Here is a 13,239-nt window from a genome sequence, read left to right as displayed (position 1 = left end):
CTTAGATCTGGTCGTCGGGGACGTCGACTTCGATCTGTTCGAGGCCGTTGCCGACCGTGATCTGGCAGCCGAGCCGGCTGCGGGTTTCGTCGCGGGGGTCGGCGGTGCAGTCGAGCATTTCGTCTTCGTCGTCGCCGATTTCGGGCAGGCCGTCGAGGTATTCGGGGCGGACGTAGACGTGGCAGGTGGCGCACATGGCCTGGCCGCCGCATTCGCCGACGATGCCGTCGACGCCGTTGGTCACGGCGGCGCGCATCAGGGAGGTGCCGGGGTCGACGTCGAGCACGTCCACGCTGCCATCCGAGTGGTGGAAGCTGATCTTTGCCATGGGGAAGTGTCCTTGCTGTGGGCGCTGGTTTGGGTGGAACGGAAGGGTGAGCGGGCCGGTCTTAGCCCCAGAGCACCGGGAATTTGGTCATGCCGCGGAAGACCCAGCCGGCGTCGACCGGAGCGTTGTCCGGATCCAGGCGGAGGTTCGGCAGTTCGCGGAAAACCTTCGGCATGGCAATGTGTGCCACCGAAGCGCGTGCCACCCAGGCGCCCGCGCAGAAGTGGTTGCCGCCGCCGAATGCCAGGTGCGGCTTCTTTTCCCGGTTGATGTTGAAGGATTCGGGGTCCTCGAACACCGCCGGGTCGCGGTTGGCTGCGCCGACGACGATGCCCAGCCGCGCACCGGCCGGCAGCTGCATGCCTTCCACGACGGTGTCGCGCGTGACCTCCCGTGGGTACATGCCGATGGGTGCGACCCAGCGCACGGACTCCTCGAAGGCGCGCGCGTAGAGGGATTCGTCAGCGAGCACCTGCGCCAACTGGTCCGGGTTGGCCAGCAGCGCCCACACGGTGGTGCCCAGGACGTCGCGCGGTTCGTTGAGGCCGCCCCCGATGGTCATCTTCATGTTCGCCCGGATGGCCTCGAGCGGGATCGGCATGGAGGTGAGCCCGGACAGCAGGCTGGCATCCGGATTCTTGCGCAGGTAGGGCAGGATTTCATCGATCGCGTCGTCGACTTCGTTGTACGACTGCTCCGACTTTCTCCAGACGTCCGGGTCGTCCGCGTAGTTGCCGGTACCGTCGATCATGGTCTGCGACCAACGCTGCATGTCTTCCTGGGTGGCATTGTGGAAGCCCATGATCAGCCGCAGGTTTTCCGCGGCGTAGGGAGCGGCATACTCCCAGACAAAGTCGGCGCCCGGGCCGGCCGCCTTTAACTGCGCCAGGTATTTGTCGCTGTTGGCCTGGAAGATGGCGTTCCAGTGCTCCTTGATGGCTTTGGGCCGCAGCACGTTCCCGTAGGATTTCCGGTCCACCTCATGCTCCGGGTCGTCCTTGCGCAGCATCGAGTGGCCCATGGCCCGCTTCATGAGCGAATTGGTCTCGTTGGCCGAAAAACGCTCCTGGTCCTGCTCGATCACGTGGCAGGCCTGGTAGCTGGTAACCATGTACCGGTTGACGGCGGGCACCCAGTGCACGGGCGCTTCGGCCCGCAGCTTCTGATAGATCGGATACGGGTTCCGGTAGAGATCCGGGATGGTGACCCAATCCGCGGTGGGAACCGGGCGGGCTTCGGTGGCGGCGGTCATTCTCGCTCTCCTCGTCGTGTTGGTCCGGAAACGGGTTGCCGGATCCTTGCCGGCGGGCCTCGCACCGTGTCCGGCGTGAGGATTGTCTCCCACGAGTGTGACAGCAGACATATCCGCCGGTAAAGTGCATAAAGAGGGGAAATATCCCCCGAAAAGCTTTGGTTCACATCCCTGCGGCGCAGGAGGCGCTTTGGTCCGGTACACGCTGCGGCAGTTGGCGTACTTTGTCGCAGTGGCAGAGGCCGGCACGATTGCCGCCGCCGCCGCCGAACTCCATGTCTCCCAGACGGCAGTGGCCGCGGCCGTAAAGGAACTGGAGCGTATTTTCGGCACGCAGCTAACGGTCCGCCGCAAGGCACACGGCGTCAGCCTGACACCTGCAGGCCGGCAGCTGCACGCCCGCGCCGCAACCTTCCTGCGCGAGGCGGAGGAGCTGGAGCTAAGCACCAGCAGTGGCGGGGGAGAGTTGGCCGGCCCGCTGGTGGTGGGCTGTTACCTGACGTTGGCGCCGACTGTCCTGCCCGGGCTGCTGGAGCGTTTCGCCGCCGAGCATCCCAAGGTGCAGTTGGACTTCGTTGAAGGCACCCAGGATGCCGTGCAGGACAAGCTGTTCACGGGGGAGCTGGACCTGGCCATCGTCTATGACATGGATCTGCGGCCGGGGCTGGAGTCGGTGCAGCTGGACGCCATGCATGCCTACGCGCTATTGCCGGCCGACCACCGGCTGGCCGGCCGGGAGGCGGTGAGCTTGGCCGACCTGGCCGAGGAGCCAATGATCCTGCTCGATGCACCGCCGAGCAGCCATCACACGATGTCGGTGTTTCGTGACGCTTCCGTCGTGCCGAAAATCAAGTACCGCACCACTGACTTCGAGCTGACCCGCTCGCTGGTCGGGCGGGGTATCGGCTACTCGGTCCTGGTGCAGCGGCCGTCCGGCGATGCCACCTATGAAGGCCGGACTTTCACCGCGTTGCCAATCGAGCCGGCGGTCCGACCGGTTGGCGTGAAGATCGTCTGGCCCGAAGGGGTCAGGCTGACCGACCGGGCCGCGGAGGTGGTCAGGTATGCGGTCGAGGCCCATGCGCCCCGCCAGAGTGGTGGCTCTGGCCGATGAGTGCGCCCCCGGCGGCCGCGAGGCGCCTAACCGCCGGCGGCCACGGTGCCTCACCGCCGGCGGCCGCGCCGGGGAGCCACCGCCTGCGGCCGCTGCGGGCGCAACCGCCGGCGGCACCGCCGGGGCGCAACCACCGGCGGCCGCGGCGCCTCAGCTTGGTCAGGCACCGCTGCCAATCGGACACGCCGGAGGCTGAATCCCGATTGGCTTTCCTCAATCGCTAGTGTGATCTAGGCTATAGCAGTGCCTCAAACATCTCTCTCACACCGGTTGCCTCAGCGAACCTCCGCGGCCGTCATTTCCGCCCGGGACGTCGTGAAGACCTACGGCAATTTCAACGCCGTCGACGGTATCTCCTTCGAAGTCCCGGCGGGGGAGTCGTTCGGGCTGCTCGGCCCCAACGGTGCGGGCAAGTCCACGACGATGCGGATGATCGGCGGCGTGTCGCAGCGGACGTCCGGCGAACTGAGCATCATGGGCCTGGACCCGGACCGACACGGGCCGGAGGTGCGGGCGCATCTGGGCGTGGTGCCGCAGCAGGACAACCTGGACGAGGAACTGAAGGTCCGCGACAACCTGATTGTTTACGGCCGCTACTTCGGGCTGCCGTACTCCTACCTGCGGCCCAAGGCGGACGAACTGCTGGAGTTCGCGCAGCTGACGGACAAGGCCAAGGCGAAGGTCGATGCTCTCTCCGGCGGCATGAAACGGCGGCTGACCATCGCCCGTTCGCTGATGAACGATCCGAAGGTGCTGCTGCTCGACGAGCCGACCACCGGACTCGATCCGCAGGCGCGCCACATCCTCTGGGACCGGCTCTTCCGGCTCAAGGAAGCGGGCGTGACCCTGATCCTGACCACGCACTACATGGACGAGGCCGAGCAGCTCTGCGACCGACTCATCGTGGTGGACAAAGGAAAGATCATGGCGGAAGGGTCGCCGGCAGCCCTGATCCGCGAACATTCCACCCGAGAGGTCCTCGAGCTTCGGTTCGGTTCCGAGCGGAATACCACCGTGGCCCCGGAGCTCGCCGGCATCGGGGAGCGGCTTGAAACGCTGCCGGACCGTGTGCTGGTCTATGCCGACGACGGCGAGGCGGCGCTCGAGCAGGTGTCCAACCGCGGCCTGCGCCCGATCACGTCCCTGGTACGGCGCTCCAGCCTGGAGGACGTCTTCCTCCGGCTGACCGGCAGGAGCCTCATTGACTGAGCAACAGCCCCCGCAGGTGCCGGGCGGGCAGGACATGGAGACCACGGCGCGCCCGGCCGAGAAAACCACCGCGCGCGCGGGCGAAGACACCACGGCGCGCGCGTCCCAAGAAACTCCGGTCCGCGCGGCCGAAGAATCACCGGCGCCCGCGGCCCAAGAGTCCGGGCGAACCGCGACCGCTGCAGCCTCCGTGCCGGACGCCGCGGCCGCCGCGGGCTCGGTCGATGCGCGGGCCCCGGAGCAGCTGTCACTGCGGGAAATCGACGCGCTGACGCGGCCAGTCACCGGCCTGCGCTCGCCGCTGACCCCGCTGCAGTCGGCCGAGCGCGCCCGGAACTTCGGTTCCGTCTACTTCCTGGAGCATTGGCTGCGGCAGTTGCGCGGCTACGGCTGGACCGTCTTGATGACGGCGGTCGGCACGCCGCTGGTATACCTGTTTGCCATGGGCGTGGGGCTCGCCACGTTGGTGGACGCCAACACCAACGCCTCGCTCGACGCCGGAAACGGCCAGTCCGTGCCGTATCTGGTCTTCGTGGCGCCTGCCCTCCTGGCGACCGCCGCGATCATGGTGGCCAGCGAAGAGAACACGTACTCGGTGATGTCGGGGTTCCGATGGCGCAAGACCTACTACGGTCCCAACGCCTCGCCGCTGCAGAGCCACCAACTGGTCAACGGGCACTCGTTGGGCGTGCTGGCCCGCCTGCTGCTGACCACCGGCTTGTATTTCCTCTGCCTGGTCATCTTCGGCGCGGTAACCGAGGCCACCGCCTGGCTGATGGTCATCACGGCGGCCCTGGGCGGGATGGCCTTCGGGCTGCCGCTGATGGCGTACTCGGCCAGCATCGAAGAAGACCGCGGCCAGTTCGCGCTGGTGCAGCGGTTCATCGTGATGCCGCTGTTCCTCTTCTCCGGCACGTTCTTTCCGCTGGAGGCCATGCCGCTGGTGGTGCGCTGGATCGGATGGATCTCGCCGCTGTGGCATTCGACGGAGCTGGGCCGGGTGCTCAGCTACGGCTACGTTGAACCGGTTTGGCTGACCGTGCTGCACGTCGCCTACCTTGCCGTCCTCTGCGCGGCCGGCTGGGTCTTCGCGCGCCGCATCTATATCAGGAGGCTGGGCAAATGAGCCAGCACGTTCTCCCGCAGCCGCCGCGGCTCGAGCCGGCGCGCCGCCCGTTTGGCTCGCTCTATGCCGGCAATGTGCGGGCGGTCTTCGCCCGCGGCGTCAAGGCGACCTGGGGAACCAACTGGGCGATCATGGTCAGCGGCTTCGTCGAGCCGGTCCTCTACCTGGTGGCGATGGGGATCGGACTGGGCTCGCTGATCGGCACGATAAGCGGCCCCGGCGGAACCGAGATCGGTTATGCGAACTATATTGCGCCGGCGCTGCTGGCCGTCTCGGCGATGAACGGCGCGGTGTACGACTCCACCTGGAACGTCTTCTTCAAACTGAACTTTGCCAAGCTCTACGAAGGCATGTTGTACACCTCTTTGGGACCGCTGGACGTGGCGCTCGGCGAGATCCTGCTGGCGCTGATGCGAGGAGCGCTCTACGCCACCGGCTTCACCGCTGTGATGGGGGCGATGGGGTTGATCACCTCGCCCTGGGCGCTGTTGATGATCCCCGCAGCCGTGGTGGTGGCCTTCGGCTTCGCTTCCTTCGGCATGGCGATCACCAGCTACATGAAAACGTTCCAGCAGATGGACTGGATCAACTTCATCATGCTCCCGATGTTCCTGTTCTCCGCGACTTTCTACCCGCTCAGCGTCTACCCGGAGCCGATCCAGTGGCTGATCCAGGCATTCCCGCTCTGGCACGGCGTGGAACTGCTGCGTCAGCTCAGCGTCGGCGCCTTCACCGCCGCCACCTGGATCCACGTGGCGTACTTCCTGGTCATGATCGTGCTCGGGCTGATCCTGACCACTGGCAGGCTGCGCAAGCTCTTCCTGAACTGACCGCGGACCGACGTGCGGCGGGCGGGCTGCCGCCTTGTCCTTGCCACACCCTTGCGGCGCATCAATGATGGAGACACCGTCCAAAGGCCCGAATTAAGTAAGGAGCTGGCACATGATCGGCACGTGGCAGGCACTGGTCATCGATTGTCCGGACAGCGATGTACTGGCTACCTTTTACGAGGAGCTGCTGGGCATGATCCGGGTCCAACAGGACGACGACGGCTGGATCAGCATCGGGGATGCCCCGGACCGGCCGGCCATCGCCTTCCAGCAGGTCCGGGATTACGAACCGCCCCAGTGGCCGGGACAGGAGCATCCCCAGCAGATGCATGTTGACGTCAGGGTCCGGGACCTGGACATCGCCGAAGGACTGGTACTCCAGCTGGGAGCCACGAGCATGGACTCGGGCAGCGAGACCTTCAGGGTGTACCTGGACCCGGCCGGGCACCCGTTCTGCCTGGTGCAGTGGTAGCGCGCTGAGCCGTGGGCGGACACGGCGCACGCAGGCGCACGGATTTGAGAGAATAGGCCCATGCGATCAATTGGTCCCGAGTCTTCCGTTTCGTCCACCGCCCGCCAGCTGCCGTTCAAGGCCGGCAACATCAGTCTGGCAGTGCTGGTGCTTGTCTTCCTGGTCGCGGTGATCTTTGCCGCCAATGAGAACGACGTCATCGGCTGGATCGTCGTCGCGGTGTCGCTGGCATGGCTGGCCCTGGCCGCCTTCGTGGTGTTCAGCGTCCGCGGTGCCACGCGCAAGGCGAAGGAGAAGCTGGCCAACGTGCAGGCGGATTACGCCGGGCGGGTCAACCCCGCTCCCGGCGGCGGCACCGCCCTCGTCGAGGAAGAAATCTCCAGGGCGAATGCCGTGCGGGACGAAAAGCTGGACCACAGCTTCAAGATCATCCAGGTGCAGGCCAAGGTGATCCGCGACTACCGCGGCAAAGACGAGGGCATGGTGGACCGGGCGCTGGAAACGGTAGAGATCACGGCCCACAACGGCCGCGGCATGATCCGCAAGGAAGACGGCGGCGGAACGGTCAGCGGCACAGTTGTTGGCTGAACTGAAGGGTTGGGTAAGGTAGTCGGGTGACTTTGGCAACCGTTTCCACCGCACCGACCACCTCCCGCGACGCCGCCGGCGGACTGATCCAGGCAGGCAAGACACTGCGGATTGCCAGCGTCAACGTCAATGGCATCCGCGCCGCCTACAAGCGCGGGATGGCCGACTGGCTGGCCGTCCGGGACGTGGACATCCTCTGCCTGCAGGAGGTGCGGGCACCGGACGCGGTAGTACGTGAGCTGCTGGGCAGCGACTGGCACATTCTGCATGCCGAAGCCGAGGCCAAGGGCCGCGCCGGTGTCGCCATCGCCTCACGCGTGGAGCCCACTGCCACCCGCAGCCACATCGGCGATGAGTACTTTCTCTCCGCCGGCCGCTGGGTGGAGGCCGACTTTGCGGTGGACGGCGTCGACGGCGAAAAGACCCTGACGGTGGTGAGCGCCTACGTCCATTCCGGCGAGGTGGACACCCCCAAGCAGGTGGACAAGTACCGTTTCCTGGACGCCATGTGCCACCGCCTGCCGCAGCTGAAGGCCGAGCGGGACTACGCGCTGGTTGTCGGCGACCTGAACGTGGGCCACACCGAGTTGGACATCAAGAACTGGAAGGGCAACGTCAAGCGTGCCGGCTTCCTGCCCGAGGAACGGGCCTACTTCGACCGCTTCTTCGGCGAGGAGATCGGTTGGCGCGATGTGCACCGGTCGCTGGCCGGGGATGTCAGCGGTCCCTACACCTGGTGGTCCTGGCGCGGCCAGGCCTTTGACAACGACTCCGGCTGGCGCATCGATTACCAGGTGGCCACCCCGTCGCTGGCCGATCTCGCGACGACCGCCGCCGTCGACCGTGCCGCCACCTACGACGCCCGATTCTCCGACCACGCACCGCTGGTCGTCGACTACCAGTTCTAGGAAGCATCCCGATGAGCACAGGAACCACAGAACCGACAGAAACCGCCGTGCGGGCCGCCGGGCAAGCAGGCCGGCCGCAGGCCGAGCGTCCGCGGCTGCTCTCCGGCATGCAGCCCTCCGCCGACTCCCTGCACCTGGGCAACTACTTGGGCGCACTCGTCAATTGGGTCAAGCTGCAGGACGAGTACGAAACCTTTTACTTCATCCCCGACCTGCACGCCATCACCGTTGACTACGATCCGAAGGATCTCGCCCACCGCACCAGGGTCACCTGCGCGCAGTACATCGCCGGCGGCATCGACGTCGACCGCACCGCGCTCTTCGTTCAGTCCCACGTGCCGGAGCATGCCGAGCTGGCCTGGGTCCTGAACTGCGTGACAGGCTTCGGCGAGGCCTCCCGGATGACCCAGTTCAAGGACAAGACGCAGAAGAACGGTACCGACGCCGCGACCGTGGGGCTGTTCGCCTACCCGGTGCTGATGGCCGCGGACATCCTGCTGTACCGCCCCTACGGCGTGCCCGTCGGCGAGGACCAGCGCCAGCACCTGGAACTGGCGCGGAACCTCGCCCAGCGGTTCAACCACCGGTTCGGGGAAACTTTCGTGGTGCCCGAAGCGGTGATCCCCAAGGAGGGGGCGAAGATCTACGATCTCCAGCACCCCACCGCGAAGATGTCCAAGTCGGCCGAGTCGACCGCCGGCCTGATCAACATACTCGACAACCCGAAGCAGGCCGCCAAGAAGATCAAGTCGGCCGTCACCGACGACGGTACGGAAATCCGCTTCGACCGCGAGGCCAAGCCGGGCATCTCCAATCTGCTCACCATCTACTCCACGCTGTCGGGCAAGACCGTCGGGCAGCTTGAGCAGGAGTACCAGGGCAAGATGTACGGTCACCTGAAGGTCGATCTGGCCGAGGTGGTCGTCGAAACGCTCGCCCCGGTGCAGGCGCGGGCCCAGGAGCTGCTGGACGATCCGGCCGAACTGGACCGGCTGCTGGTGCGGGGGGCCCAGAGGGCTCGTTCAATCGCATCGGCTACACTCGCTGATGTGTACTCCAAGGTAGGTTTCCTGCCCGCCGGAGGCGGGCGCTAGCCATGCGCCAGCAGGACCAGGACAGCATCGCCCGTGTGGAACACGACGGCGGTGCTGGCCGCGGTGCCCGGACGGCGGTCGGTTGCGTCGGCGTGGTCATCGGGGTCCCGGAGCCGATGGCCAGTGAGCTGCAGGGCTGGCGGGCCTCGTTCGGAGACCCGCTGGCCTCGGTGATACCGCCGCACATCACCCTGGTCACCACCACTCCGGTGCTTGACTGGGACGAGGCCGTCCAGCACGTCCGGGCCGTGGCCAGTTCGCAGTCCCCGTTCACCCTCTCCCTGCGCGGCACGGGCAGTTTCCGCCCGGTTTCGCCCGTGGTCTACCTGAGCATCGACGAGGGCTTCGACGAGTGCGTCGCGCTGCACCAAAAACTCCAGTCCGGGCCGCTGGAACGCGACCTCGAGTTCGGCTTCCACCCGCACCTGACCGTGGCGCACGACGTCAGCGAAGCCAGCATGGACTCGGCCGAAAGCAAGCTCGCTGATTATGACGCCGCATTCCGGGTCAGTAGCATGGGGCTCTACGAGCACGACGAGACTGGTGTGTGGATACTACGGGAAGAGTTGACCTTTGGCGCCGGACCAGCAGGAGCAGGCTGAGGCAACGCCGGATCCGCTGGAACGGCAGCAACTGCTGCTCGCCGCCGTAAGGCAGCGGCGGGAAGCAGGCCGCGCCAAGCGCGAAGAAGGCACCCTGCAAAGCGTCCTGGCCGCGGCCAGGTACAGGCTGGCAACGCTCAACTCCCGGCGCCTGATGCGGGTCATGAATCTCTACGCCCTGAGGCACGGGTCGCTGCTGGCGGCCGGGTGTGCCTACAAGATGTTCTTCTCCGTGGCCGCGATGCTGGTGGCCGGTTTCTCCATCCTGGGCCTGGTGGTTTCCGGCAACCGCGACCTGCAGATGGCCATCATCCGGGTGGTGAACGACTTCATCCCGGGACTAATCGACACCGGAGACGGGGGCCTGGCCACACCCCAAGAGCTCTTCTCCCGCAGCGAGGCATTCGGGGTCAGCCTGATCATCTCTACCGTAGTCATGATCTGGACCTCGTTGGGCTGGATCGCCGGGCTGCGGACGGGGATGCGGGGCATCTTTGACCTGCCCCCGCTGGATACGAACGTCGTCCTGGTCAAGCTCAAGGACACCGGCACGCTGCTGATCGTGGGCGTGGCCTTGATCGTGACGTCGCTCGTCGCGGCCATAGCCAATACCGCGCTGGACCTGATCGTGGAATTGCTCCGTATCGAAGGCGATGCCGTGGTTCCGCTGACCCGGATTGCCGGCATCGTGGTCATGCTGTTGCTGGATACGGCGGTTGCCGTGGTCCTTTTCCGCGTGGCCTCAGGGATCCGGATGCCACGCCCGGTGATGCTCCAGTCCGCCTTGCTAGCCGGCGTCGGCAGTACGGTCCTCAGGTACTTCTCCTCGACGCTCCTGGGCAACGCCGGCAGCAATCCGCTGCTGGCTTCTTACGCCGTCATCCTGGGTTTGTTCGTGTGGTTCTACCTGCTGAGCCAGGTCTACCTGATCGCTACCGCCTGGGGAGCGGTCGGCACGGCGGACGCGCTGGCCCGGCAGGCGGCCGGGGGAGGCCGGTCGCTGCGGCAGCGGGCGTGGGGCCTGCGCCGGCGGAGGCCCCTGCCGGAACCTTAAACACCGGTGGCGCCGACTCCCGGAAGGAATCGGCGCCACCAGTACCGCGCAGTCCCGAAGGGGACCGCCGAGATTGGCTAGACGGAGCGGTGCAGGATGGCCTGGCGCACCTCGGTGATCGCCTTGGTCACCTGGATGCCGCGGGGGCAGGCCTCGCTGCAGTTGAAGGTGGTGCGGCAGCGCCACACGCCTTCCTTGTCGTTGAGGACCTCCAGGCGCATGTCGCCGGCATCGTCACGGGAATCGAAGATGAAGCGGTGCGCGTTCACGATCGCCGCCGGCCCGAAGTACTGGCCGTCGGTCCAGAACACCGGGCAGGAGGAGGTGCAGGCGGCGCAGAGGATGCACTTGGTGGTGTCGTCGAACCGCTCGCGGTCCTCCTGCGACTGCAGCCGCTCGCGGGTCGGCGCGTGGCCGTTGTTGATCAGGAACGGCATGATCTCGCGGTAGGACTGGAAGAACGGCTCCATGTCCACGATCAGGTCCTTCTCCACCGGCAGGCCCTTGATCGGCTCCACCGTGATGGGCTTGGCCGTGTCCAGGTCCTTCAGCAGCGTCTTGCAGGCCAGGCGGTTGCGGCCGTTGATGCGCATCGCATCCGAGCCACAGACGCCGTGGGCGCAGGACCGGCGGAAGGAAACGGAACCGTCATGCTCCCACTTGACCTTGTGCAGGGCATCCAGCACGCGGTCGGTGCCGTACATGGTGAGCTTGAACTCGTCCCAGCGGGCTTCCTCGGAAATCTCCGGATCGTAGCGGCGGACCTTCAGCGTAATGTCAAAGCTGGGGATTTCGCCGCCGCCGCCGACCCCGGGAGCCAGCTCGACCTTGGACGGTCCTTCGGGAATTTCGGTCGCGGTGCTCATCAGTATTTCCTCACCATCGGTTCGTAGCGCGTGAATACCACGGGTTTGGTATCCATGCGGATGCCGGCCGTCTGATCGGTCACGGCGTCGACGTCCAGGTAGCACATCGAGTGCTTCATGAAGTTCTCGTCGTCGCGGTCCGGGTAGTCCTCGCGGAAGTGTCCGCCGCGGGACTCCGTGCGGTGCAGCGCCGCCACGGTCATCACCTGGGCCATGTCCAGCAGGAAGCCGAGTTCCACGGCCTCCAGCAGGTCCAGGTTAAAGCGCTTGCCCTTGTCCTGGACGCTGATGTTCTTGTAGCGCTCGCGCAGCGAAGCAATCACGTTCAGCGCCTCGGTCAGGGACTTCTCGTCGCGGAACACCTGCACGTTGGCATCCATGATGTCCTGCAGTTCCTTGCGGATCTGGGCGACCCGCTCGGTACCGGTACCGCCGCGCACCGTCTCGAGCAGCTCCATCGTGTACAGCTCCGGGTTCTCCGGCAGCTCGACAAAGTCCGCGGTCTTGGCGTACTCGGCGGCGTTGATGCCGGAGCGCTTGCCGAAGACGTTGATGTCCAGCAGGGAGTTGGTTCCCAGACGGTTCGAGCCGTGGACGGAAACGCAGGCCACCTCGCCGGCGGCGTACAGGCCCGGCACCACGGTGTCGTTGTCCTGCAGCACCTCGGCCTTGATGTTGGTGGGAATTCCACCCATGGCGTAGTGGGCGGTGGGGAACACGGGCACCGGCTCGGTGTAGGGCTCGACGCCGAGGTAGGTGCGCGCGAACTCCGTGATGTCCGGCAGCTTCGCGTCAATGTGCGCCGGCTCCAGGTGGGTCAGGTCCAGCAGCACGTAGTCCTTGTTCGGACCGCAGCCGCGGCCTTCCCGGACCTCCAGGGCCATGGAGCGGGCCACGATGTCACGCGGCGCCAGGTCCTTGATGGTGGGGGCGTAGCGCTCCATGAAGCGCTCACCGTCGGCGTTGCGGAGGATGCCGCCTTCGCCGCGGGCGGCCTCGGAGAGCAGGATGCCCAGGCCGGCCAGGCCGGTCGGGTGGAACTGGACGAACTCCATGTCCTCCAGCGGGAGGCCGCGGCGGAACGCGATGCCCATGCCGTCGCCGGTGAGAGTGTGCGCGTTGGAGGTGGTCTTGAAGACCTTGCCCACGCCGCCCGAAGCGAAGATGACGGACTTGGCCTGGAAGACGTGGAGCTCGCCGGAGGCCAGGTCGTAGCTGACGACGCCGGCGACGCGCTTCTGCTTGTAGGGGGTGCCGTCCGCGCGGGTGGCGTCTTCCTCGACCAACAGCAGGTCCAGCACGTAGTACTCGTTGTAGAACTCAACGTTGTGCTTGACGCAGTTTTGGTAAAGGGTCTGCAGGATCATGTGTCCGGTGCGGTCGGCGGCGTAGCAGGCGCGGCGCACCGGGGCCTTGCCGTGGTCGCGGGTGTGTCCGCCGAAGCGGCGCTGGTCGATCTTGCCCTCGGGCGTCCGGTTGAACGGCAGGCCCATCTTTTCCAGGTCCAGCACCGCGTCGATGGCTTCCTTGGCCATCACTTCGGCGGCATCCTGGTCAACCAGGTAGTCGCCGCCCTTGATCGTGTCAAAGGTGTGCCATTCCCAGTTGTCCTCTTCGACGTTCGCCAGTGCGGCGCACATGCCGCCCTGGGCCGCGCCGGTGTGGGAACGGGTGGGGTACAGCTTGGTCAGTACTGCGGTGTGCGCGCGCTGGCCTGATTCGATCGCGGCGCGCATACCGGCGCCACCGGCACCGACAATGACGACGTCGTACTTATGGACCTGCATACTGGATGC

At 66.2% G+C, this 13,239-nt stretch carries 14 protein-coding genes; 10 read left to right on the top strand and 4 right to left on the bottom strand.

Annotated features, from left to right (window positions below; translation table 11 throughout):
* Position 1: 1 nt before the first annotated feature.
* Both AC5RWG_RS14900 and AC5RWG_RS14895 read right to left on the bottom strand, forming a co-directional pair.
* Positions 2 to 328 (bottom strand): 2Fe-2S iron-sulfur cluster-binding protein, encoded by a 327-nt coding sequence (locus AC5RWG_RS14900; protein WP_494167243.1) that lies wholly within the window; start codon positions 326 to 328, stop codon positions 2 to 4.
* 61 nt (positions 329 to 389) lie between these two features.
* The gene (locus tag AC5RWG_RS14895; RefSeq protein WP_494167242.1) at positions 390 to 1,580 is read right to left on the bottom strand and encodes a cytochrome P450; all 1,191 of its coding nucleotides are present in this window, start codon (positions 1,578 to 1,580) and stop codon (positions 390 to 392) included.
* Positions 1,581 to 1,770: 190 nt separating this feature from the next.
* Here AC5RWG_RS14895 and AC5RWG_RS14890 point away from each other — a divergent pair, with 190 nt between their 5' ends.
* The 10 genes from AC5RWG_RS14890 (at position 1,771) to AC5RWG_RS14845 (ending at position 10,577) form a co-directional block, all read left to right on the top strand.
* Entirely contained in the window at positions 1,771 to 2,694 is a 924-nt protein-coding gene (locus AC5RWG_RS14890; protein ID WP_494109900.1) for a LysR substrate-binding domain-containing protein, read from the top strand.
* Positions 2,695 to 2,964: 270 nt separating this feature from the next.
* Positions 2,965 to 3,903, top strand: a complete 939-nt coding sequence (locus AC5RWG_RS14885) for an ABC transporter ATP-binding protein (protein ID WP_494023851.1) — start codon at positions 2,965 to 2,967, stop codon at positions 3,901 to 3,903.
* On the top strand, positions 3,896 to 5,029 hold the full coding sequence (locus tag AC5RWG_RS14880; RefSeq protein ID WP_494167241.1) for an ABC transporter permease: 1,134 nt from the start codon (positions 3,896 to 3,898) through the stop codon (positions 5,027 to 5,029). Before AC5RWG_RS14885 ends, AC5RWG_RS14880 begins: the two co-directional genes overlap by 8 nt.
* Positions 5,026 to 5,859, top strand: coding sequence for an ABC transporter permease (locus AC5RWG_RS14875; RefSeq protein ID WP_494001500.1), 834 nt, complete (start codon positions 5,026 to 5,028; stop codon positions 5,857 to 5,859). Before AC5RWG_RS14880 ends, AC5RWG_RS14875 begins: the two co-directional genes overlap by 4 nt.
* Positions 5,860 to 5,971: 112 nt before the next feature.
* Positions 5,972 to 6,331: a VOC family protein gene (locus tag AC5RWG_RS14870; RefSeq protein ID WP_494014413.1), complete on the top strand. Its 360-nt coding sequence runs from the start codon at positions 5,972 to 5,974 to the stop codon at positions 6,329 to 6,331.
* 60 nt (positions 6,332 to 6,391) lie between these two features.
* A complete protein-coding gene (locus AC5RWG_RS14865; RefSeq protein WP_493978594.1) occupies positions 6,392 to 6,919 on the top strand; it encodes a hypothetical protein in 528 nt (175 codons plus the stop codon).
* A gap of 83 nt (positions 6,920 to 7,002) precedes the next feature.
* Positions 7,003 to 7,827 carry an exodeoxyribonuclease III gene (locus tag AC5RWG_RS14860; RefSeq protein WP_494014570.1) on the top strand — a complete coding sequence of 275 codons (825 nt, stop codon included), beginning with the start codon at positions 7,003 to 7,005 and terminating at the stop codon, positions 7,825 to 7,827.
* 11 nt (positions 7,828 to 7,838) lie between these two features.
* Positions 7,839 to 8,921, top strand: coding sequence for a tryptophan--tRNA ligase (gene trpS, locus AC5RWG_RS14855; RefSeq protein WP_494167240.1), 1,083 nt, complete (start codon positions 7,839 to 7,841; stop codon positions 8,919 to 8,921).
* A 2-nt stretch (positions 8,922 to 8,923) separates the two neighbouring features.
* A complete protein-coding gene (locus AC5RWG_RS14850) occupies positions 8,924 to 9,523 on the top strand; it encodes a 2'-5' RNA ligase family protein (protein WP_494167239.1) in 600 nt (199 codons plus the stop codon).
* On the top strand, positions 9,495 to 10,577 hold the full coding sequence (locus AC5RWG_RS14845; RefSeq protein ID WP_494167238.1) for a YihY/virulence factor BrkB family protein: 1,083 nt from the start codon (positions 9,495 to 9,497) through the stop codon (positions 10,575 to 10,577). Before AC5RWG_RS14850 ends, AC5RWG_RS14845 begins: the two co-directional genes overlap by 29 nt.
* 77 nt (positions 10,578 to 10,654) lie before the next feature.
* On the opposite strand, the gene AC5RWG_RS14840 is transcribed toward AC5RWG_RS14845, so the two are convergent.
* Together AC5RWG_RS14840 and sdhA are read right to left on the bottom strand one after the other, a co-directional pair.
* Entirely contained in the window at positions 10,655 to 11,443 is a 789-nt protein-coding gene (locus tag AC5RWG_RS14840) for a succinate dehydrogenase iron-sulfur subunit (RefSeq protein ID WP_494014411.1), read from the bottom strand.
* The gene (gene sdhA, locus AC5RWG_RS14835; RefSeq protein WP_493978599.1) at positions 11,443 to 13,230 is read right to left on the bottom strand and encodes a succinate dehydrogenase flavoprotein subunit; all 1,788 of its coding nucleotides are present in this window, start codon (positions 13,228 to 13,230) and stop codon (positions 11,443 to 11,445) included. The genes AC5RWG_RS14840 and sdhA overlap by 1 nt, the downstream gene beginning before the upstream one ends.
* Between the last annotated feature and the right edge of the window lie 9 nt (positions 13,231 to 13,239).

The organism is Arthrobacter sp. Y3221160 (assembly GCF_059092585.1).
This window is presented reverse-complemented; position numbering and strand designations above follow the sequence as displayed.